Below are 21,402 nucleotides of genomic sequence, written 5' to 3'. Positions count from 1 at the left end.
TATCCTTCGAAGGTCATTGAACACCGTTCAACAGGAGCCCTCCCGTGAAGCGCAGCAACCCCATGACCGATCTGGCACTGGTGTCAGTCTTCGCCGCCCTCATCGCCGCCGTGACGGTGTGGATGCCCGGCATCAACGTGGCGGGCAGCTCCGTCCCGATCACCCTGCAGACCCTGGCGATCGGCCTGGCGGCCATGGTGCTGGGGCCGTGGCGCGGCATGCTCGCCACGCTGCTCTACATCGTGGTGGGGCTGGCGGGCATCCCGGTCTTCGCCGGTGGTTCGGCCGGCCTGGGCGTGCTGGGGCGCCCGTCGGCGGGCTTCATCATCGCCTTCCCGATCTACGCCTTCTTCTGCGGCCTGCTGGCCTACGCGGTGCTGCGCCGCAGCCTGGGCAGCAGCAAGGGCATCGCGGGCGCCACGCTCGGGCTGGTGCTGGCCGGCCTGCTGTGCAGCATCCTGATCACCCATCCACTGGGCATCGCCGGCATGGCCTACAACGGGGGCATCCCACTGGGCAAGGCCTTCAAGTTCGACATGGCCTACTGGCCCGGCGACGTCATCAAGACCGTGCTGGCCGCGGTGATCTCCGTCGCGGTGCACAAGGCCTTCCCGATGCTGGCCCTGGGCTCGGCCCGCGAGGCAGCGCCCAGCAGCGTCGCCGCCCACGCATGAGCCGCATCGAGTTCCGCGACGTCGGGGTCAGCGTCCCGGTCTGGGGTGAGCGCGGCAGGCAGCAGCACAAGCAGTTGCTCGGCGGGATCACCGCAGAGCTCACCGAACGACGCGTCGCGATCATCGGAGCCAACGGCTCGGGCAAGTCCACCCTGCTGCGACTGCTCAACGGCCTAGTCGGCGCAAGCTCTGGCCAGGTGCTGGTGGACGGGCTGGATCCGGCGCGCGAGGCCAAGGCGGTGCGCCAGAAGGTGGGCTTCATCTTCACCGACCCGTTGAGCCAGCTGGTGATGTCCACCCCCGCCGACGACCTGGAACTCAGCCTGCGAAAGCGCATCAAGGACCGCCGCGCACGGCGGAAGCGCGCCGTGCAGATCCTGCAGCAGCGGGGCCTGGGGCACGTTGCAGACCAGAGCATCTACGACCTTTCCGGCGGCGAGCGGCAACTGGTGAGCATGGCCACCGTCCTGGCCGTCGAGCCGGGCATCGTCGTGGCCGACGAGCCCACCACCCTGCTGGACCTGCGCAACCGGATCCTGGTGGCAGAGGCCCTGATGGGTCTGGAACAGCAACTGGTGGTGGCCACCCATGACCTCGAGCTGGCCGCGCGAGCTGACCGCGCCCTGGTGATCGACGCCGGCCGATGCGTCTTCGACGGTGCCCCCGACGAGGCCATCGAGCACTATCGCCACCTGATGGGTGCGCCCGCCACGAGGGCCGGGCTGTGAGGCCCCAGGACCAACTCTTCGGCGCCTACCTGCCGGGGGATTCGGTGATCCACCGGCTGCCGGTGGGCGCAAAGTACGCGATGCTCTTCGCGGGGACGCTGCCCGCCTTGATCGCGCGGCAGTGGTGGCTGGCCCTGGCCCTGTTGGCCTTCTCGGTCGTCGTGTTGCTGGCCACCCGCCTGCCGGTGCGATTCACCCTGCGCCTGGGGCTTGGACTGCTGGTGCTGTTGGCCTTCCTGATCGGCTACCACGTGCTCTTCGGCACCGGACTGCTCACCGGTGTGATGATCAGCGGCAACCTGTTGGGCTGCATCTACCTGAGCCGTGCGCTGACCATGACCACGCCCGCGCCGGTGCTGGTGGACGCCCTGGTCACCGCGACGCGGCCGCTGGAACGGATCGGTTTCCCCTCGGAGCGCTTCGGACTGGCGGTGGCCCTGATGCTGCGCTCCCTGCCCTACCTGGTGGGCCTGTTCGACGACGTGCGCACGAGCGCCCGGGCACGCGGACTGGAGCGCAACTGGTTCGCGCTGATCACCCCGGCCGTGGTGGGTGCGGTGGCCTATGCCCAGCGCACCGGTGACGCCCTGATGGCGCGGGGCCTGGGCGACGACTGAGGGCGCCTCCACCCCCTCCCGGAGTCTGCCCTGAACCCTCCCCCTGCACCGGGCGGAGCGACCCCGCCGCCCCCTACGCTCGTGAGCAGCAGTACCCCACACCACACAACCCGAGGTGAGCCATGCCCCTGTACGGACCGCTGTTCAACGACTACGCCGAGAAGAATTCCGAGCACCAGTTCAGCCTGCAGAACAAGAAGCTGCTCAAGGTGAACATGGGCTTTGGCCCGGTCTGGGCCCGCACCGGATCGATGGTGGCCTACCAGGGCCAGATCAACTTCGCCAACCGCGGCTCGGGGGGCCTGGGCAAGCTGCTGAAGCAGGCCGCCACCGGCGAGGGCGTCCCGCTGATGGAGTGCACCGGCCAGGGTGAGCTCTTCCTGGCCGACGAGGCCGCCGAGATCCAGGTGATCTACCTGGAGAACGACACGATCAGCGTCAACGGCGGCAATGTGCTGGCCTTCAGCCAGTCGATCCAGTGGGACGTGCGTCGCATCCAGGCGCGCGGCGCGGCCATGACCGGCGGGCTGTACAACGTCGAGCTGCGCGGTACGGGATTCGTCGCCATCACCACCAAGGGCGAGCCGGTGGCACTCGACGTCGCGCAGGCCCCCACCTTCGCCGATGCCCAGGCCGTGGTGCTGTGGACCGGCGGCGTGCAGATGGACATCAAGGTGGACACCGGTGGTCTGAAGTCGATGGTGCGCGGTGGCACTGGCGAGATGCTGCAGATGGCCTTCCGCGGCCAGGGCCATGTGGTGGTGCAGCCCTGCGAGAACGTGGTGGCCACCCCCAATTCCGGTGGCGGAGGGGGCGGCGCCCTGGGTGGTCTGTTCGACTGATCCCCGCTCGCGAAGGGACGGCCCCGGCACACTGTGGTGCCGGGGCCGACTTGGAGTTTTGGGTGATCACTCCCCCAGGGTCGCCACCATCACGGCCTTGATGGTGTGCATCCGGTTCTCGGCCTGGTCGAAGACCACCGACTGCGGCCCCTCGAAGACCTCGTCGCTCACCTCCAGCGCCTCCATCCCGGTGGCCTGGAAGATCTCTTCGCCGACGGTGGTGTTGCGGTCGTGGAAGGCCGGCAGGCAGTGCAGGAACCTCGCGTCGGGATTTCCGGTGGCGGCCATCACGTCGGCATTGACCTGGTAGGCCTTGAGCGCGTCGATCCGCTCCTGCCAGACCTCCTTGACCTCCCCCATGCTCACCCACACGTCGGTGCTGACGAAGTCGCATCCCTTGACCCCGGCAGCGACGTCGTCGGTGATCGTGATGCGTGCCCCGGTGGACTTCGCGATGGTCTGGGCGATCTCCACCACCCACGGCTCGGGCTGGAAGGCGGCGGGGGCGACGATGCGGATGTCCATGCCCGCGATCGCCCCCGAGACCAGGCAGGAATTGCCCATGTTGTAACGCGCATCGCCCAGGTAGGCGTGCGTCACCTCGTGCAAGGGCTTGGCGCAGTGCTCCCGCATGGTGAGCTGGTCGGCCAGCATCTGGGTGGGGTGCCATTCATTGGTCAGCCCATTCCAGACGGGCACGCCGGCCTTCGCCGCCAGCACCTCGACGCCCTCCTGCCCGAAACCGCGGTACTCGATGCCGTCGAACATACGCCCCAGCACGCGTGCCGTGTCGGCCATCGACTCCTTGTGCCCGATCTGGCTGCCCGTGGGCTCCAGGTAGGTGGTGTGGGCGCCCTGGTCGGCGGCGGCCACCTCGAAGGAGCACCGGGTGCGGGTGGAGGTCTTCTCGAAGATCAGCGCGATGTTCTTGCCGGCCAGCCGTTGGGTCTCGCGTCCGGCCTTCTTCTGCTGCTTCAGCTCGGCGGCCAGGTCGAGCAGCTCCAGCCACTCGGCGGGGGTGAAGTCGGCTTCCTTGAGGAAGTGGCGGCCCTTCAGCGTCATCTCTGCTCCTGTGCTCGGGCGGTGTGAGAACGACATTCTTCCAGCCGCAGGGCCGAGGTGGGGAGCCCCTCGCGCATCAAGACGACGATGCTGCCTCGGTCAGGGGACGGGACAGGCACCACCGCATGGCAATCTGGACCCATGCTGATTCGTCTGGTTGCCAATGCGATCGCGCTGGCACTGGCCACCGCGCTGGTTCCCGGGATCCTGATCGAAGCAGGTCCGCTGCCGCAGCGCGTGCTGACCATCATCGTCGTCGCCGCCTTGTTCGGCCTGCTGAATGCCCTGGTCAAGCCCGTCCTGAAGTTCTTCTCCTTCCCCTTGGTGGTGCTCACCCTGGGGCTCTTCCTGTGGGTGGTCAACGCCTGCATGCTGATGCTCACCAGTTGGGCGGCGGGGCTGTTCGACCAGCCCTGGCAGGTGACCGGTTGGGGCGCGGCCTTCATCGGATCGCTGCTGATCAGCCTGGTCAGTGGCGCGGTGGCAGGTCTGCTGCAGGACAAGGAGGCCCGACGGTGAAGGTCGTGATGGTCTGCCACGGCAACATCTGCCGCTCGCCCATGCTCGAGCGCGTCGCCCGGGCCGAGGCCGCCGAGGCGGGCATCGACGTCGAGATCACCTCGGCCGGGGTCAGCACCGAGGAGTTGGGCAATCCGATCGACCCCCGCGCCGTCGAGGTGCTGCGCGAGGCCGGTTACGAGACCGCCAACCACAGCGCGCACCAGATCACCGCGGCCGAGATCCGCGAGGCAGACCTGGTGATCGCCGCGGAGCAGCGCCACCTGGAACGGATGCGTCGCCTGGCGCCCGAGGCCCAGAACATTCGACTGTTCAGTGACTTCGATCCGCAGGCCACGCCCGGCGATCCGCTGCCCGACCCCTGGTACGGCGGCATGGATGGTTTCCACGACACCCTGGCCGCCATCGAGCGGGCCGTCCCCGCGATCCTCGACGAGGTGCGCCACCTCGCATGACCAGCCCTGCCGCCCCACCCGCGTCGGTGATCCCCCGTCACGCCACCGACGAGTCGCTGCGCCACGCCCGCGCGGCTGACCAGGGGCGCGCCACCACGACGGCGCTGCGCGTGCTCGGCGTGGCCTCGCTGGTGCTGAGCCTTTCCACCGAGACCGTGCCCTTCGCGCTCGCCTTCCACCAGGCCAGCGCGGCGGCCGGCCCGGGGCTGGGCCTGCTGCTGGCCTCGCAGTTGCTGGCCGCCGTGGCGCTGCTGCTGCCCCGCCACCACCGGGCCAGCCCGTGGGTCCTGCTGGTCGCGCTGTGCGGCGGCGTGGCCCTGATGATGCGCCACACCAATGGCTTCGACGCGGCTCGCCTGCTGGTGCCCGGCTACTGGATCTTCCCCCTGGTGGCGCTGTCGATGCGCTCGCGCCGCCGCCGCGACTACTGCACCTTCGCCGGCTTCGCCGCCGTGGCGATGATGCTGGTGCAGTACCGCTTCGTCGGGACCAACCACTTGGCAGACCTGGCCGACCACCTGTGGATCATCCACCCGGTGCTGCTGGTGCTGCTGTTCGGCGACGCGATCATCGCCATCGACCGGGCCCGCAGCCTGGCCGTCGAACGCAGCCACAGCGCGGCCCAGGACAAGCGCCGACTGGAGACCGAGGACCTGGGCCAGCAGGCCGCCGACCAGCTGCTCGACGGGCAGCTGCTGCCCGCGCTGCGCCGGCTGGGCGAGGGTGACGACCCGCAGGGGGCCCAGGAGGCGGCACGGGTGGCCTGGCACCGGGTCCAGCAGGCCGTGAACCGCCGACGCACCGCGCAGATCGAGACGATGATCCAGACCAACCCGGCGCTGCACAGGGTGGATCTGCGGGTCAGCGGCGCCACCAGCCCGGTTCCCACCGCCCTGGCCGAGGCGATGGCCGACGCCACCGAGACCTACCTGGTGGGGCTCGGTCAACCGGCCGGCAGCGCCCACGTCACCGTGCGACAGCAGGGCGACCGCAACAGCGTCGTGGTGGTCAATCCCGACGCCGACCCGCGCCAGATGCTGGAACGTCTGGGCCACGGACACGAGATCTTCCAGCGGATGGACGACGTCGGTGGCCAGGCCAGCGTCACCGCCCACGCCGACGGCGGCTCCGAGCTGACCCTGCGCTGGCCCCGTGTGGAGCGCAGCGGCCCCGCGGCCTGGGCGGCAGCCCCCAACCAGCTGGTGCGCCGCAAGCTCACCCGCACCGCGTGGCCCACCCTGACCACCGGGGCCCTGATGACCCCCTTTGCGATGGCCCGGGTCTCCAATCCCCTCGCCGCGCTGGTCTGCGGCCTGGTGCTGCTGGTGGTGGGCGTGGCCACCGCCGTCGTGCTGCGCCGGCGGGCGCTGCCGCTGCCCGCCCTGCTGACCCTGGTGGGACTGGCCGTGCTGGTCTGGCTGACAAACCTGTGGATGGCGCCCCAGAGCCCCTACTACGACTCACCGCTGTGGACCGCCTGGGGAGCCTCCGCCCTGGTTCACCTGGTGGTGCTGTCCACCCGGCTCAGCGTCGGCACCCTCATCACCACCGTCTGGGCGGCGATCCAACTCCTCGGCATCGCCGTGCGCTACGACGGCCTGATGACGCTGTGGGACCACTCCTTCCTGGTCATCACCGGCGCCGGTGACGTGATCATCACCCTGTTGGTCTTGTGGGTGGCGCGCTCGTCGGCCACCCAGGAGGCCGACGCGGCCCGCACCGCCAGCCAGCTGCGCGAGGCTGCCACCCGCCTGCAGATGAGCTCCGGTGTGCAGCAGCACTGGAGCGCCTTGGTCACCGAATGCGCCATCCCGCTGCTGCGCAAGGTCAGCGAGGGCACCGCCGATCCCACCAACCCAAGGGTGCAAGCCGATGCCCGGTGGACGGTGCAGCTGCTGCGTCGGGAACGCTCCACCCTGTTCGCCCCGCACGGCTGGCCCGCTGCCACTGATCATGGCGGCAGGGGCCCGGTGGCCTGCTGATCTGCCGCGTGGCTGGCTAGGCTGGCCCCATGACCATGTTCCTGGTGGGAAGCGGCCCGTCCGACACCCTCGACAGCGTCCACGACCAATTCGTCGAGTCCGCAAAGAAGCGGGGCACTCGCGTCGCGGTGGCCCTGCTGGGCACCGAGGAAGAGGCTGGCCAACACCTGGCGACCTATGCCGAGGCGATCACCTCGCGCTGGCCCGAGGCGCAGATCGTCCCCGTCTGGCTGGACGACGAGCCCGAGCCGGCACAGAACACCACGGCCTGGCCCGAGCAACCCCACGAGCTGGCCGGTGTGGTGGTGGCCGGTGGCTGGACCCCCGGTTACCTGGACGCCCTGCGTCCCCATCGCGACCTGATCGCCAAGCTGGTGCGCCGCGGGGTTCCCTACCTGGGGTATTCCGCCGGAGCCGCGGTGGTGGGCAAGCGCACCCTGGTGGGCGGCTGGAAGTTCCGTGGCCGCCAGATTGCCCCGGAGATCTGGGGCGAGGGACTCGAGGAGCTCGAGCTGCGCGAGGGGTTGGCCCTGATCGGCCCGTCGGTGGAGGTCCACGGCGACGTCGCCGGTCTGGGACCCGGGCTGGCCGCGCTGGAGAAGGGCGAGGTGGGCACCGTCGTCAGCATCGACGAGGGCACCTGCCTGGTGGTGGATCCGGTGAGCGGCCGCACCACCGTCGAGGGCAGCCAGCGAGTGCACTGGCTGACCCGCGAATCCGGTGTCTGCGTCGTGCGCCACGAGTCGAGCGCTGCGGAGCTGGAGCGGCACGAGGGCTTCATCGCGGCCGAGAAGGAGGCCGCCGCACGCGAGGAGGCGGCCCGTCGCGAGGCCGCCGAGAAGGCCGCTGCCGAGAAGGCCGTGCAGGAACGCATCGCAGCCCAGGAACGCGCCGCCCGGCAGCAGGCCGAAGCGGAGCGCCGCGCCGAGCAGGTGCGCCTGGAACGCGAGAGGTTGGAGGCGGAGGAGGCCGAACGGCAGGCCCGCGAGGCCGAACGGGCCAGGATCGCCGCCGAGAAGGCCGAGGCCCAGGCCCAGTCGGAATCGGAACAGGACGAGTCGCAAGAGGACGCTCCCGAAGAAGTCCAGACCCAGTCCGAGCCGGAACAGCCGGAACCCGAGGAGGATGCTCCCGAAGCAGCCCCCGTGCAGGAGAAGCCGCAGGAGCAGGCCGAGCCGGTTACCCCGCGTGAGATCGAGCCCACCAAGGCTCCCTCGCAGATCGAGGCGGGCGTCCCGCAGGGCCAGATCGAGGCCGCACAGCAGGAGCTGCCGGACGAGCCCGCCTCCGATGACGAGCCCACCTCCGACGACGAGCCGGTCGTGATGCAGACCAAGCCGGTCCTCGACGAGCCTGCCGCCACGGAAGACGATCAGCCACGGGAGTGATCCAGACCGCCAGCCCCGGCCCCGGTCACCAACCAGGACAGCGCGCCTACCGCAACACGACGGTGGCGCTCTTCCTGGCCGGGCTGGTCACCTTCGCCACCCTCTACTGCACCCAGCCACTGCTGCCGCTGCTGGCGCAGGTCTTCTCCCTGTCCCCCACACAAACGGCGCTGTCGGTCTCGGCCACCACGCTCACGCTCGGCATCGCACTGCTCTTCCTGGGGCCGATCTCGGATGCGATCGGACGCACCAATGTCATGCTGGCAAGCCTGTTCGCGACGGCGCTGCTCACCCTGCTGAGTGCCTTCAGCCCCACCTGGACGATGCTGCTGGCGGCTCGTGCTCTGCTGGGGGTGTGCGTGGCGGGCCTGCCGGCCGTCGCCGTCGCCTACCTGCGTGAGGAGATCCACGCCGCGGCGGCCAGCCGCGCCACCGGCCTCTACATCGGTGGCACGGCGCTGGGCGGCATGTCGGGCCGGCTGGTCACCGGGGCACTGGCCGACCTGTTCGGGTGGCGAGCCGCCATCGCGGGCATCGGCCTGCTGGCGCTCGCCTGCGCGCTGGCGGTGTGGCGTCTGCTGCCCCGTTCCCAACACTTCGTCCCCCAGCCCCTCTCGCCCAGGGTCCTCACCAGCAAGACCCTGGCCCTGCTGGGCAATCGGGTGCAGCTGGCGCTGATGGCCGTTGCCTTCCTGGGAATGGGGGCCTTCGTCGCCGGCTTCAACGCGATGGGCTTCCGGCTGGCGGCTCCGCCCTATGACCTCTCGGTGGGCGTGGCCGGACTGGTCTTCCTGGTCTACGCGCTGGGCTCGTGGAGTTCGGCCCGCGCCGGACGGGCCACCGAGGAGCACGGCTCGCGCACCGTCCTGCTGGGCGGCCTGACGCTGCACCTGGCCGGGATCGCACTGACCGCCGCGGGCCCGCTGCCGTTGGTGGTGCTGGGGCTCTCGCTGGTCTCGGTGGGTTTCTTCGCGGCGCACGGGGTGGCCAGCGGCTGGGTCTCGGCCAATGCCGTGCACAACGGGTTGGGCACCGGGCAGGCCGCCTCGCTCTACCTCTTCGCCTACTACCTGGGCAGTTCCACGGCCGGCACCGCCGCCGGCTGGGCGTGGAGCGGTTGGGCCTGGCCCGGGGTGACGGTGCTCACGGGCGGCCTGGTCCTCACCGCCCTGGCGCTGGTGCTGCTCGCCGGCCGCACAACCCGTCGGTCCAACACGAAGTGAGGGTGTCTCGCACCGATCATCAGTGCGAAACACCCTCACTTGGTGGGATTCAGACCCGCCCCTGGCGGGGCCGTGATCAGTTGGCCAGGAAGCTGAGCACCTGGCGGTTGAACTCCTCGGTGTGCTCGATCTGCAGCCAGTGGCCGCAGCGGTTGATGAGCACCAGACGCGAATCGGGGATCAGCGAGGTGAGGCGCAGCGAGTGCTCGAAGGGCACGACGCGGTCGTCGCGGCCGTGGAAGAGCAGCGCCGGGGCCTTGATGGTGCGCACCTTGGCAAAGTCCAGCTCCACGACGGCGCGCTTGCCGGTGCCGTCGATGAAGTTCTGGTTGTGCTCGGGGTGGGCCTTCACCATGTCTGCACGGCCCTGGATCAGCTCGTCGGTGGCGAAGGAGCTGTCGAAGGTCATGATGTCGACCAGCTCGCGCATGGTCTCGAAGGAGGGCTCACGGTAACCCTTCTGCAGGATCTTCAGGCCCTCGGTGAAGCCGGCCGCACCGAAGAGCGACGAGCTGCCGGAGCTGGAGCCCATGGTGATGAGCTTCTCGACGCGCTCGGGGTGCTCGTAGCCGAAGCGCACGGTGGTGCCGCCGCCCATCGAGTTGCCGATCACGGCGGCGGCCTTGTCGACGCCCAGCTCGTCCATCAGGTCGGCCAGAGCGGTCGAGTGGTCGCGCTCCTGGTAGGTCACCGGATCGGACTCGCCCCAACCGGGCATGTCGACGGCGATGACGCGGTACTGCTCGGCCAGGGCGGGGATGTTCTTGCTGAAGTTGCTCCAGCCGGTGGCGCCGGGGCCGGAGCCGTGCAGCATGAAGATGACCTTGTCACCCGAGCCAGCCTCGTTGATGTGGATGTTCCAACGACGGGTCTTGACCATCTTGGAGGTGGAGTCGTAGGTGATTTCCATCGATTCGTTCCCTTCTTGAGAAACTCTGCAGGGCTCTGGAGGTCAGGCCTGCTGCGTGGCAGTCATCACGCCGAAACCGGCGATGTAGTGCTTGATCTCGCGGTAGTACTGGTAGTCAACCTTGTAGTCTCCGATGGCTCCAAAGGCGCTGAAGGCGCTCACCCAGGTGCGCACCTCGTGCGAGGAGTTGCCGGCATCGCGCACCATCTCGTCGACGGTCAGCGCGTCCAGCCCGGCGATGTCGTGCTCGGCGCACATCTTCATGAAGTTCTGGTCCCACTCAGGATTCAGGTCGCGAATGGTGGCCTTGCCCTCGACGAAGTCCTTGGCGGCATTGATGACCCGCTCCTGGCGGGCCTGGCGGGCCTCCGGGGTGGGATTGCGGCCGTCCAGCAGGAACTTGCGGACGTCCTCGCTGGCGGTGGCCCACTGCGGCACCGGCGGATCGTGCGAGAGACCGCCCGAGGCGATCAGCAACACCCGCTCGTCCTGGTCGGCGGCCCACCGGCCGATGGCCTGCCCCATGGCGCGGATGCGACGCATCGGCACGAAGGGGCCCGCCACACCATTGACGAAGACCGGGATGGTGGGGACGGTGTCGATGCCACCGAACAGGATCTCCATCGGCTGCACGGCGCCGTGGTCCAGCCCCATGTAGCGCGACATCGTCATGTCGATGTCCTGGTCCTGGACGAAGCTGACCAGCGACTCGGCCTTCTCGGTGGGAACGTCCAGGTCGCCCACCGCGGTGTCGTAGTCACCCAGCCCGAAGCCGCGCAGACCGACGCAGAAGGGCGGCATGGTGTCGTAGAAGAAGCCGTTGTAGTGGTCGGGGGCAAAGTTGATGATCAGCGTCGGATCGAAGTCCTTGACGAAGCTGCGGGCGGTGTCGAAGACGCCGTCGAGTTCGGTCTTGAGTTCTTCGGGGACGTCGACGAAGCCGATCAGCGGCGAATGCGACATCGCCACGAGTGCTGCGGGCATTGTTTTCCTCCTGAGTCCGGCCGCCAGGCCGGTGTGGTTGCGCCCCGGAACCCTGCGCTGGGTCCCGGGGCACCGGTTGGACTGTCAGGCCTGCTGGCCCTTCTTCTTCACCAGGTCGAGTGCCACGTCGACGATCATGTCCTCCTGGCCGCCAACGAGACGACGCTCACCGCACTCCAGCAGGATCTCGCGCACGTCGACGCCGTAGCGCTTGGAGGCGATCTCCGCATGGCGCAGGAAGGACGAGTACACGCCGGCGTAGCCCAGGCTGAGGGTCTCGCGGTCGACGCGCACCGGGCGGTCCTGCAGCGGACGAACCAGGTCGTCAGCAGCATCCTGCAACTTGAACAGGTCACAGCCGTGCTCGAAGCCGTACAGGTTGGCCACCGCGATGAAGGGCTCGATCGGGCAGTTGCCGGCACCGGCGCCCTGGCCGGCCAGCGACGCGTCGACACGGTAGACCCCGTTCTCGACGGCCACGACGGAGTTGGCCACCGACAGCGACAGGTTCTCGTGGGCGTGGATGCCGATCTCGGTCTTGTCGTCCAGCACGTCGCGGTAGGCCTTGATCCGATCGACGACGTCGGTCATGGTCATGCGGCCGCCCGAGTCGGTGACGTAGACGCAGTGGGCGCCGTAGCTCTCCATCAGCTTGGCCTGCTCGGCCAGCTGCGCGGGCTCGGCCATGTGGCTGAGCATCAGGAAGCCGGAGACGTCCATGCCGATCTCACGAGCGGCGGCGATGTGCTGCGCCGAGATGTCGGCCTCGGTGCAGTGGGTGGCCACGCGCACCGAACGAACACCCAGCTCGTAGGCCTTGTGCAGCTCCTCCAGCGTGCCGACGCCGGGCAGCAGCAGGGTGGTGAGACGGGCATTCTGCAGCACCTCGGCCGCCGCCTCGATCCACTCCCAGTCGGTGTTGGAACCGGGGCCGTAGTTCAGCGAACCGCCGGCCAGGCCGTCGCCGTGTGCCACCTCGATGGCGTCGACTCCGGCCTCGTCGAGGGCCTTGACAATGGCCTTGATGTTGTCGGGAGTCATGCGGTGGCGCACGGCGTGCATGCCGTCGCGCAGCGTCACGTCCTGGACGAAGATCTTCTTGCTCATGCCTGGATCACCTTTCGGGCAGCCATCCGGTCGCCGACGCGCATGGCGGCCGACGTCATGATGTCGAGGTTTCCGGCGTAGGCCGGCAGGTAGTGGGCGGCACCCTCGACCTCGAGGAAGACCGACACCTGGTGGGTCGGACGCTCGCTGTCGTCACCGGTGAGCGTGTGCACCGGGGCGTCGTCGTCGACGGGCATGATCTGCACGTCCTGCTTGAGGCGGTAGCCGGGGACGTACTTGGCAACCTCGGCGACCATGGTGGTGACCGATTCGCGGATCTGGTCCTGGGTGGCCGGGTCGGGGGCCTTCACCAGGGCCAGGACGGTGTCACGCATCATCATCGGCGGCTCGGCCGGGTTGAGGATGATGATGGCCTTGCCCTTCTTGGCGCCGCCGATCGCCTCGATGGCCGCCGAGGTGGTCTCGGTGAACTCGTCGATGTTGGCGCGGGTGCCGGGGCCGGCCGACTTGCTGGCGATCGAGGCGACGATCTCGCCGTAGAGCACCGGGGTGACGCGGCTGATGGCGGCCACCACCGGGATGGTGGCCTGGCCACCGCAGGTGACCATGTTGACGTCCATCGCGTCCAGGTTCTCGTCCAGGTTCACCGCGGGCACCACGTAGGGGCCGAGAGCGGCGGGGGTCAGGTCGATCTGGTGGATGCCGTGCGGGGCCAGCTTGCTGGAGTTGTACTCGTGGGCCTTGGCGCTCGTGGCGTCGAAGACGATCTTGATGTCCTCGAAGCCATCCATCTCCACCAGGCCGTCGACGCCGTTGGAGATGGTCGGCACGCCCATGCGCTCGGCGCGGGCCAGCCCGTCGGAGGCGGGATCGATGCCAACCATGGCACCCATCTCGAGGTACTCGGAATTGCGCAGCACCTTGATCATCAGGTCGGTGCCGATGTTGCCCGAGCCGATGATGGCCACCTTCACGCGGGGGCCGTCACCGCGGCCGTGCGGATCGGGATTGGTCACGTCAGTCATTACTGCCTGCTTCCTCGCCGAAGCCCAGCGAGACCTCGCCGAGCTTGCTGATGGTGGTGACGGCCCGGGCACCGGGTGCCACGGGACGCATGGGGCCCAGGGCCCCGGAGAGAATGACCTGACCGGCGGTGAGCGGGCTGCCCAGCTCACGGCTCTTGACGGCCAGCCACTGCAGCGCGTTCAACGGATCGCCCAGGCAGGCCTCGCCAGTGCCCACCGAGTCCTCCTGGCCGGTGACGGTCATGGTCATGGTCACCTCGCGCGGCTCCACCTCGTCCAGGGTGAGGCTGGTGGTGCCCAGCACGTAGGCACCGGCCGAGGCATTGTCGGCGACGGTGTCACCGAAGCTGATGTCCCAGTTCTCGATGCGGGAGTCGCAGATCTCGATGGCGGCGCGCACCTCCGCGACGGCGTCGCGGATCTGGGCCATGTCGAGTTCGCCCTCGGCCAGATCCTTGCCAAGGACGAAGGCCACCTCGGCCTCCACCTTGGGCTGCATGAAGGTGTCGGCGGGGATGGTCTGGCCGTCCTGGAAGACCATGTCGTCGAACAGCACGCCGAAGTCGGGCTGGTCGACGCCGAGCTGCTGCTGCACGGCCACGGAGGTCAGGCCGATCTTGCGGCCGACGATGCGGGCACCGGCGGCCACCCGGGCCTCGGTGATCTTCTCCTGCACCGCATAGGCGGCCTCGACATCGTCGCGGCCGATCAGGTCACGGACGGGGGCGCAGGGGACGCGGGTCTGGGAGGCGGTCAACAACCGACCGACAGCATTGTCTGTGTTGTTCGTCACATTCACCAGAGTCCTCTGGTTTGAGCGAGCGTTCAACGCCCCGTTCCATCGATTGGCACGTGCGGTCCGCCCACCGGAACGTCGCCCGACAAGGCACTCCCGTGCTGCCTCAGCCCTGCGGCGCCCCCTGTGCGGGAGCCGTACGGCCCGCCCCGAGCTGGACCAGGGTGTCCACCCCGAGCAGGGCCACCCCGTGGTGGAAGTGGGTCTGCGCCGCGCGGCCCAGGGTGTCGAAGAAGTTCGGGGCCCACTGGAACAGGTGCTCGGCCAGGAAGCGGTCGAAACCAACCACCAGACGCTCGAGCTCCTCGCCCTCGGCGTCCAGGGCGCGCTCGGCGAGCGTGGCGACGAACTCCAGCTCCAGGCTGATGTGGTCGTCGGGGGAACGGTTCTTGTCGGGCGCGGCCAGCCCGAACTCGGCGTAGGCGGCACGAACCTCCAGGGTCTCCTGCTCGAAGAGCAGCCCCTCGACCGAACGGTGCACCGATTCGTAGGGGTGCACCGCCACCCGCCCTGGCCCTCCCACCAGACGGGCGTGGTCCTGGGCAACCAGGGTGGCGTCCTCGCCTTCCTGCGCGCTGCGTTCCAGCAGGTGCAGGCCGGCGCGGCAGACGTCGGTGCGGGCCATGGGCCACTGCTCCAACCACTGCGGGTCGCGCAGGGTGGCAAGTCTCTGCTCGTCGGGCGGCCCGGCCATCAGGCCGGACAGCACGCGCAGCACCGCACCGGCGCAGGCCAGCTCGTCGAGGGACCTCACGTGCCCACCCGCACCATCGAGCCGTAGAACATCAGGCGGCCGATGAACTCACCGACGAAGGCCAGGGCGAAGGCCACCACGCCCAGCGCGGGCAGGAACTGGTAGCTGTCCACCCGCGCCACCAGCTTGAACAGCAGGTAGGCCAGGCACAGTAGTGCGGCGGCCAGTAGCAGGGCCTGCGCCGTGCGCCAGCCACCCAGCTCGCCGCCCAGGATCTCCAGCGAGCGACGCGCCGCCGGCGAGGAGTGCCCACCCAGGAAGGCGTAGTAGCTGACGCGTTCGAAGAAGCGCACCGCGATCAGCACCACGCCGGCCAGCGAGATGGCGCGCACCGTCTGGGTGAGCAGGGCGTCGGCCTCGGGATCGGGCTCGGAGCGGCCGCGACGGATGCGGTAGACCACCAGCAGCGCGGCGGCCACCGCCAGGCCGCCCAACAGGAGCGTGGTGATGTAGAAGGCGATCGGGGTGTGCACCGTCGCCCAGGCGGGCACGGTGCGCAGCGAGTAGACCTTGCTGATGGCGAAGACCAGGAAGATGCCCACCACCGCGGTCAGCCCGGCCAGCACCTGGCGCAGCCGGTGGTTGAGCAGCTTGAACCACTGGCAGATGGCAAAGGCGGCGCCCAGCGCGGCGAAGGCCATGCCGGCGACGATCTCGCGCGAGAGCCAGCTGGAGCCCAGGTGCAGCAGGGCATTGGGGGCGCGCAGCGGCTTGCCCAGGTGCATCGTCGAGGCGGCCAGGCCCAGCACCAGCAGCGGACCGATGGCATACAGCGCCGGGTCGGTCACCTTGTCCATCGTCTTCTGCGGCACCTTCAGGCCGGCCAGGTGGATGATGCCGAGCACGATGAAGGAGCCCACCGACATCTGGGCGCAGATGGTGAAGATCACCAGCGGAAGTTCGTGCCACATGTCAGATCTCCTCGGGGTTCGCGATCTCGCCGGTGCCCTGGCCCGGGGGCTGGGCGTCGCGGTGCGGGGTGATCACCAGGTTGGGGCGGGTGATCTCGGGGTCGGGCAGCGGTTCCACGGACCGCACGTCACTGTTGTGCTTCTTGGCCAGCTCGGCCACGTCACCCCACTCCAGCGCGCGCGAGGGGCAGGCGGCCACGCAGGCGGGCTCCTGCCCGGCGTCGCGGTAGTCCTTGCAGCCGTCGCACTTGGTCATGACCCCCTTCTCGGGGTTGAACTGCGGAGCGCTGTACGGGCAGGCCATCGCGCAGTACTTGCAGCCGATGCACTTCTTGGGATCGACGTAGACCGTGCCGTCGTCGCGGATGGTCATGGCGGTGGTGGGGCACACCTCCGCGCAGATCGGGTCCTCGCAGTGATTGCACGAGATCGAGGTGTAGTAGCTGAACACCTTGGGTTCGTAGGTGTCGCCCTGCTGCACCCAGCTGCCGCCGGTGTATTCGATCACCCGGCGCCACTGCACGCCGATGGGCAGGTCGTGCTTGTCCTTGCACGCGATGGCGCAGGCCTTGCAGCCATTGCAGGCCGACTGGTCGAAGTAGAAGCCTTCCATGATCCGTCCTCTCAGGCCTTCTCGATCTGCACCAGGGTGGTGTGCTGGCAGTTGCCCTTGGAGACCGGGGTCCAGTGCAGCGAGGTGAGCACATTGACCGCGCCACCGTGGTCGACGCCGTCGGCATCGAAGTCGGTCCAGGCGCCCTGCGGCAGTGAGGCGACGCCGGGCATGATGCGTGCCGTCACCTTGGCCGGGATCTGCACCCGGCCACGGTCGTTGAAGATCTCCACCATGTCGCCGTTCTTGATGCCGCGCCTCTCGGCATCGGGGATGCTGATCCACACCGCCTGCGGGTGGGCCTCCTGCAGGTTGGACAGGTTGCCGTAGGTGGAGTGGACGCGCTGCTTGTAGTGGTGGCCGATCAGCTGCAGCGGGTACTTGTCATTGGACAGCGCCTCCATGGCGCCCTCCCAGGTGTCGACGTGCACCGGCAGTGCGGTGATCACGTCGCCCTTCTTCGCGTCGGGGAACTCCCAGGTCTTGGCCATGTTCCACAACTCCTCGGAGAAGATCTCGATCTTGCCGGTGGGCGTCTCGAGCGGGTTCTTCTCGGGATCGGCGCGAAAGTCCTTCAGCGCGACGGTGGTGCCCTCGGGGTTGCGGTAGCGGTGCACGCCCTTCTTGAGCATCTCCTCGAACTTGGGCATGCCGGGCACGGCCTTCACGTTCACCTCGTCCTGCAGGTACTGCGCCCAGCCCCGCAGGTCGCGGCCCTCGGTGACCTTCTGCTCCACGCCCAGCCGCTTGGCGATCTCGGTGACCATCTCGTAGGCCGGCTTGGAGTCGTGCAGTGGTTCGATGGCCTTCTCGCAGGCGATCAGGTAGGCGGTGTCACCGCAGTACTCGCTGGGCACCAGGTCCCAGCGCTCGGCGGTGGTGGTGTCGGGCAGCACCAGGTCGGAGAGATCCGCCGAGGTGGACATCTGGTTGTCGACGGTGACGATGAACTCGCACTTGGACTCGTCCTGCAGGATCTCACGCAGCTTGTTCAGGTCGGCATGCTGGCTGCCCAGCATGTTGCCGCCGTACTCCAGCAGGAACTTGATGCCGGTGCTGAGCTTCTTGACGCCGCGCACGCCGTCCTTGACGTCGGTCATCTCCTCGCCGCGCACGATCGCCTCGCTCCACGCGAAGTTGCTGATCGAGGCCTTGCACGGGTTGTCACCGTCGGGCAGCCAGGCCGTCAGCGGCCAGTAGTTGCCCTCGCGGCCCCCGGTGCCGCCGCCGGGGATGCCCACCTGACCGAGCACATTGGCCAGGGTGTAGATGGCGCGGGCCTGGTTCTCACCATTGGCGTGGCGCTGCGGGCCCCAACCCTGGGTGATGTTCACCGGCTTGGTGCGGCCCAGTTCCAGCGCGAACTCGATGATGGTCTTCTCCGGCACGCCGGTGATCTTCGACGCCCAGGCCGGGGTCTTCTCGATGCCGTCCTCGCCCTTGCCCATGATGTAGCTCAGGTAGGAGTTGTTGGCCGGGATGCCCTTGGGCATGTGGTCCTCGTCGAACCCGACGCAGTACTTGTCGAGGAAGGCCTGGTCGTGCAGGTTGTTCTTCACCAGGTGGTGAACGATGCCGTTGACCAGCGCCGCGTCGGTGCCGGGCCGGGGGCTGATCCACTGGTCGGCCAGCACCGCGACGGAATCGGAGTGGCGCGGATCCACCACGACGATCTTCAGGCCGGCCTTGCGGGCCGCCTCCAGCGAGACATAGGTGAGCCCGCCGCCCGACATGCGGGTCTCCTGCGGGTTGTTGCCCCACAGCACCAGCATCCGGCCGTGCTTGATGGAGTCCTCGAAGGAGTTGGAGACCTGTTCGTCGGGATTGCCGTAGTGGAAGCGGGTGATGCCGCCGATCTGGCTGTAGGAGTAGTTGTTGTAGTAGCCCAGGTGGCCGCCCATGGCATTGAACAGCCGCTGCCAGCCGGCGCCGTAGGCCAGATGGGCATTCCACACGCCGGAGCCGTAGACCTTGAAGACGGCTTCGGGGCCGTACTTGTCGTAGGTGTGCTTGAGCTTCTCGGCGAACAGGTCGAAGGCCTCGTCCCAACTGATCTCCTCCCACTGTCCCTCGCCGCGCTTGGTGCCCTCCTTGCGCTTGAGGGGCTTCTTGATGCGGTCGGGGTTGTAGATGCGCTGGCGCATGTTGCGGCCACGCACGCAGGCACGGATCTGGCGGTTCTCCAAGGTGTCGTCGCCGGTGTTGTCGGGCAGCACCCGCACCACGACGCCGTCCTTGACCTGCAGCCGCAGCGGGCAGCGTGAGCCGCAGTTGACGATGCAGGCGCTCCACACGGTGCGGTCGGCGTCGGGCATGCCATCGGCCTGCTTCAGGTGCACCGGGTCGCTGGCGGCCTGCTCGGGCAGGGCGGAGACCAAGGCGCCCGCTCCGGCGGCTGCTCCGGTCCACTGCATCAAACGCCGACGGGAGAGCCGCGTCGATCCCGGGCCAAGCTGCTGGTCAGTGATGGTCATGCGGTTCCTCCCGAACATGATGGGGCGGCAAGATACGCTTCCAGCCTAGTGAAGCAGTATTTGCGGGGTGACAGGGGTCCCTGTCACCACCGTCGCGACGAGGCCCGGAGGAAGGTTGATGACAGACCCGGCGGAGCTCCTGCGGCAGGCCGACGCACGCCACGCCACTGTCCTGGCCTGGCTGCGTCGCGACCCCGGCCCCGCCGTCGTGCTGTGCGACCACACACCACGCCAGCACCCGGCCCGCACGGTGCGGCTGGACGAGTGCCTGGCCCACGTCGAGGCCTATCGCCTCGTCGACCTGGCCCGGGCCGCGGGCGGCCTGCACCTGGACCTGGGCGACTGCCGTGCGGGCCGGGCACGCCCCGAACTGGCCGCCCTGGCGCGCCTGATGGGTGAGGGGCGCCTCGGCCTGGAGGTGCCCGAGGGCCTGCCCGCCGGACCATTGGCCGACGTGGCGCGTCCGCCGGTGAGCCGCCGCTCCGCGCTCGGGTTGCGCCGCGCCGAACCCGCCCTGCACCCGGCCGGAAGCGACGCGCACCAGCGTCTGCTGGAGTCCTTGGCCGTGGCCGGGGTGGACGACGCGTCCGTCAGCTCGCCGGCCCTGGCGCTGGAGGCCACCGGCTGCATCGCCTGCGGGGTCTGCGTGCAGGCCTGCCCGCACGATGCCCTCAGCCTCACCCATGCCGGTGGTCTGTCAAGCCTGAGGCACGACCCGTCGCGGTGCCACGGGGAACGCGCCTGCATCACCCACTGCCCCGCCCAGGCCCTCAGCAGCCCCGCCCCGCTGCCGTGGCAGGCGGCCCTGGAGGCCGACGCCACCACCCTGACGACGGTGAACACCACCACCTGCCGGCGGTGCCGCAGCCGTTTTCCCGACGACGGTGACCAGACCTGCCCGCACTGCCGCGCACGCAACGCCGATCCCTTCGGGGTGCACCTGCCGCCCGAGGTGCTCGACCGGCTGGGCCGTGGCCCCGACGGCCGTCGGTTGTGATTCGATCGAGGTGGCACCGCCCTGTGTCGCCAGCACCAGCCCCGGATGACAGGAGTCTTCCCGTGACCAGCAAGTTCAACCTCGAACCCCACCTGCACCGGGCCTACGACAGTGTCGGCCTGACGGCCCACGACGTGGACGTCGACGCCATCCACGACGTGGCGGGAGCCATCGCCCGGGCAGGCCTGCGACCCATGGCGCCGGTGGGCGGCTACCTGTGGGGTGCGGCGATCGGGCAGCGCCCGGAGGCGGACCGGGCCGAGTTGCAGCAAGCGCTCCTCGACGTGGTGCCCAGCACACCGCTCGATTCGGAACAGGCCGAGGACCCCGCCCAGTGGCACGCCTTCACCCAACGCGCCTGCGACGCCCTCGGGCTCGACGTCGACGACGTCCCGGTGGACGAGCTGCCCGGCATCGGCCGCCACATCGCCCATGCCAGCGTGCGTCCGATGGCGCCGGTCGCCACCTACCTGCTGGGCCTGGCCCACACTCGCAGTGGTGAATCGTTGACCGATCTGCTGGAGCGGATCATGCGGGCGCTGGAGCAGGTCACCGACGCCTGACAGGCAATCCGGCGCCGCAAGTGGCAAGCTAGGCGCATGCACATCCTCGTGGTTGACGACGACCAGGCCGTCCGCGACTCCTTGGCCCGCTCCATGCAGTACAGCGGGTATGAGGTGAGCACCGCGGCCGACGGGCTGGAGGCCCTCGCGAAGCTCTCCGCCGTGAAGGCCGAGGCGGTCATCATGGACGTGATGATGCCGCGGCTCGACGGGCTGGAGACCACCCGGATGCTGCGCCAGACCGGCAATGACGTGCCGATCCTCATCCTGACCGCCCGTGACGCCGTCGGTGACCGCGTCGACGGCCTGGATGCCGGCGCCGACGACTACATGGTCAAGCCCTTCGCGCTCGACGAGCTGCTGGCCCGGGTGCGGGCCCTGACCCGGCGTTCGCGCCCCGAGACGGAGAAGGGCAACGAGACCCTCGTCTTCGAGGACATGATCCTGGACACCCAGACCCGCGAGGTCTCCCGCGGTGGGCGCAAGATCAGCCTCACCCGCACCGAGTTCGCGCTGCTGCAGGTCTTCATGGAGCACCCGCGACGCGTGCTGGAACGCGGTTGGCTGCTCAACGAGGTGTGGGGCTTCGACTTCCCCACCACGGCGAACTCGCTGGAGGTCTACATCGGCTACCTGCGCCGCAAGACCGAGGCAGAGGGCGAATCTCGGCTGATCCACACCGTGCGTGGCATCGGCTACGTGCTGCGCGAGACTCCCCCGTGATCCACCGGGGTCCCGCCCCAAGAACGCCCCTCTGACCCATGACAGGCACCACACGTGAACTCCTTGATCCGCTCAGCGCGCTCCCTCCTGCGGG

22 protein-coding genes are annotated in these 21,402 nt (G+C 69.0%); 12 read left to right on the top strand and 10 right to left on the bottom strand.

From position 1 onward, the window contains the following. The first annotated feature begins 44 nt into the window (after positions 1-44). From ACOAMO_RS05860 to ACOAMO_RS05845, 4 genes are all read left to right on the top strand, one after another. Positions 45-674, top strand: a complete 630-nt coding sequence (locus ACOAMO_RS05860) for a biotin transporter BioY (RefSeq protein WP_420176652.1) — start codon at positions 45-47, stop codon at positions 672-674. Further along, positions 671-1,402: an energy-coupling factor ABC transporter ATP-binding protein gene (locus ACOAMO_RS05855; protein ID WP_420176651.1), complete on the top strand. Its 732-nt coding sequence runs from the start codon at positions 671-673 to the stop codon at positions 1,400-1,402. The genes ACOAMO_RS05860 and ACOAMO_RS05855 overlap by 4 nt, the downstream gene beginning before the upstream one ends. Next, positions 1,399-2,019: an energy-coupling factor transporter transmembrane component T family protein gene (locus ACOAMO_RS05850; RefSeq protein ID WP_420176650.1), complete on the top strand. Its 621-nt coding sequence runs from the start codon at positions 1,399-1,401 to the stop codon at positions 2,017-2,019. The genes ACOAMO_RS05855 and ACOAMO_RS05850 overlap by 4 nt, the downstream gene beginning before the upstream one ends. Positions 2,020-2,141: 122 nt before the next feature. Beyond that, on the top strand, positions 2,142-2,861 hold the full coding sequence (locus tag ACOAMO_RS05845; RefSeq protein ID WP_420176649.1) for an AIM24 family protein: 720 nt from the start codon (positions 2,142-2,144) through the stop codon (positions 2,859-2,861). A 66-nt stretch (positions 2,862-2,927) separates the two neighbouring features. On the opposite strand, the gene argF is transcribed toward ACOAMO_RS05845, so the two are convergent. After that, positions 2,928-3,923: an ornithine carbamoyltransferase gene (argF, locus tag ACOAMO_RS05840; RefSeq protein ID WP_420176648.1), complete on the bottom strand. Its 996-nt coding sequence runs from the start codon at positions 3,921-3,923 to the stop codon at positions 2,928-2,930. A 141-nt stretch (positions 3,924-4,064) separates the two neighbouring features. On the opposite strand from argF, the gene ACOAMO_RS05835 reads away from it, so the two are divergent. The 5 genes from ACOAMO_RS05835 to ACOAMO_RS05815 are packed head-to-tail and all read left to right on the top strand — an operon-like array spanning position 4,065 to position 9,490. Further along, positions 4,065-4,442 (top strand): phage holin family protein, encoded by a 378-nt coding sequence (locus ACOAMO_RS05835; RefSeq protein ID WP_420176647.1) that lies wholly within the window; start codon positions 4,065-4,067, stop codon positions 4,440-4,442. Positions 4,443-4,450: 8 nt separating this feature from the next. Then, on the top strand, positions 4,451-4,897 hold the full coding sequence (locus ACOAMO_RS05830; RefSeq protein WP_420176976.1) for a low molecular weight protein-tyrosine-phosphatase: 447 nt from the start codon (positions 4,451-4,453) through the stop codon (positions 4,895-4,897). Next, positions 4,894-6,879: a hypothetical protein gene (locus tag ACOAMO_RS05825; protein ID WP_420176646.1), complete on the top strand. Its 1,986-nt coding sequence runs from the start codon at positions 4,894-4,896 to the stop codon at positions 6,877-6,879. The genes ACOAMO_RS05830 and ACOAMO_RS05825 overlap by 4 nt, the downstream gene beginning before the upstream one ends. Before the next feature lie 29 nt (positions 6,880-6,908). Then, positions 6,909-8,267 carry a hypothetical protein gene (locus ACOAMO_RS05820; RefSeq protein WP_420176645.1) on the top strand — a complete coding sequence of 453 codons (1,359 nt, stop codon included), beginning with the start codon at positions 6,909-6,911 and terminating at the stop codon, positions 8,265-8,267. Next, positions 8,264-9,490 carry an MFS transporter gene (locus tag ACOAMO_RS05815; protein WP_420176644.1) on the top strand — a complete coding sequence of 409 codons (1,227 nt, stop codon included), beginning with the start codon at positions 8,264-8,266 and terminating at the stop codon, positions 9,488-9,490. Before ACOAMO_RS05820 ends, ACOAMO_RS05815 begins: the two co-directional genes overlap by 4 nt. 76 nt (positions 9,491-9,566) lie before the next feature. On the opposite strand, the gene ACOAMO_RS05810 is transcribed toward ACOAMO_RS05815, so the two are convergent. The 9 genes from ACOAMO_RS05810 to ACOAMO_RS05770 form a co-directional block, all read right to left on the bottom strand. Then, positions 9,567-10,400: an alpha/beta fold hydrolase gene (locus ACOAMO_RS05810; protein ID WP_420176643.1), complete on the bottom strand. Its 834-nt coding sequence runs from the start codon at positions 10,398-10,400 to the stop codon at positions 9,567-9,569. 42 nt (positions 10,401-10,442) lie between these two features. Next, positions 10,443-11,384: a 3-carboxyethylcatechol 2,3-dioxygenase gene (locus ACOAMO_RS05805; RefSeq protein WP_420176642.1), complete on the bottom strand. Its 942-nt coding sequence runs from the start codon at positions 11,382-11,384 to the stop codon at positions 10,443-10,445. 84 nt (positions 11,385-11,468) lie between these two features. Continuing rightward, on the bottom strand, positions 11,469-12,491 hold the full coding sequence (dmpG, locus tag ACOAMO_RS05800) for a 4-hydroxy-2-oxovalerate aldolase (protein ID WP_420176641.1): 1,023 nt from the start codon (positions 12,489-12,491) through the stop codon (positions 11,469-11,471). Next, positions 12,488-13,477 carry an acetaldehyde dehydrogenase (acetylating) gene (locus tag ACOAMO_RS05795; RefSeq protein ID WP_420176640.1) on the bottom strand — a complete coding sequence of 330 codons (990 nt, stop codon included), beginning with the start codon at positions 13,475-13,477 and terminating at the stop codon, positions 12,488-12,490. The genes dmpG and ACOAMO_RS05795 overlap by 4 nt, the downstream gene beginning before the upstream one ends. After that, the gene (locus ACOAMO_RS05790) at positions 13,470-14,270 is read right to left on the bottom strand and encodes a 2-keto-4-pentenoate hydratase (RefSeq protein WP_420176639.1); all 801 of its coding nucleotides are present in this window, start codon (positions 14,268-14,270) and stop codon (positions 13,470-13,472) included. Before ACOAMO_RS05790 ends, ACOAMO_RS05795 begins: the two co-directional genes overlap by 8 nt. A 109-nt stretch (positions 14,271-14,379) precedes the next feature. Further along, positions 14,380-15,027, bottom strand: a complete 648-nt coding sequence (locus ACOAMO_RS05785) for a TorD/DmsD family molecular chaperone (RefSeq protein WP_420176638.1) — start codon at positions 15,025-15,027, stop codon at positions 14,380-14,382. Beyond that, positions 15,024-15,938: a dimethyl sulfoxide reductase anchor subunit family protein gene (locus tag ACOAMO_RS05780; protein ID WP_420176637.1), complete on the bottom strand. Its 915-nt coding sequence runs from the start codon at positions 15,936-15,938 to the stop codon at positions 15,024-15,026. The genes ACOAMO_RS05785 and ACOAMO_RS05780 overlap by 4 nt, the downstream gene beginning before the upstream one ends. 1 nt (position 15,939) lies before the next feature. Beyond that, positions 15,940-16,551 (bottom strand): DMSO/selenate family reductase complex B subunit, encoded by a 612-nt coding sequence (locus ACOAMO_RS05775; protein WP_420176636.1) that lies wholly within the window; start codon positions 16,549-16,551, stop codon positions 15,940-15,942. A gap of 11 nt (positions 16,552-16,562) precedes the next feature. Next, on the bottom strand, positions 16,563-19,025 hold the full coding sequence (locus ACOAMO_RS05770) for a DMSO/selenate family reductase complex A subunit (protein WP_420176635.1): 2,463 nt from the start codon (positions 19,023-19,025) through the stop codon (positions 16,563-16,565). 118 nt (positions 19,026-19,143) lie between these two features. Between ACOAMO_RS05770 and ACOAMO_RS05765 the strand changes: the two genes are divergently transcribed. The 3 genes from ACOAMO_RS05765 to ACOAMO_RS05755 all read left to right on the top strand — a co-directional run bounded on the left by ACOAMO_RS05765 (position 19,144) and on the right by ACOAMO_RS05755 (position 21,308). Beyond that, positions 19,144-20,022: an ATP-binding protein gene (locus tag ACOAMO_RS05765; protein ID WP_420176634.1), complete on the top strand. Its 879-nt coding sequence runs from the start codon at positions 19,144-19,146 to the stop codon at positions 20,020-20,022. 62 nt (positions 20,023-20,084) lie between these two features. Further along, positions 20,085-20,585 carry a DUF6457 domain-containing protein gene (locus ACOAMO_RS05760; protein ID WP_420176633.1) on the top strand — a complete coding sequence of 167 codons (501 nt, stop codon included), beginning with the start codon at positions 20,085-20,087 and terminating at the stop codon, positions 20,583-20,585. Positions 20,586-20,621: 36 nt separating this feature from the next. Beyond that, a complete protein-coding gene (locus ACOAMO_RS05755) occupies positions 20,622-21,308 on the top strand; it encodes a response regulator transcription factor (RefSeq protein ID WP_420176632.1) in 687 nt (228 codons plus the stop codon). The last annotated feature ends 94 nt before the right edge of the window (positions 21,309-21,402 follow it).

Source organism: Luteococcus struthionis (assembly GCF_048595755.1).
Lineage (GTDB): Bacteria > Actinomycetota > Actinomycetes > Propionibacteriales > Propionibacteriaceae > Luteococcus.
This window is presented reverse-complemented; position numbering and strand designations above follow the sequence as displayed.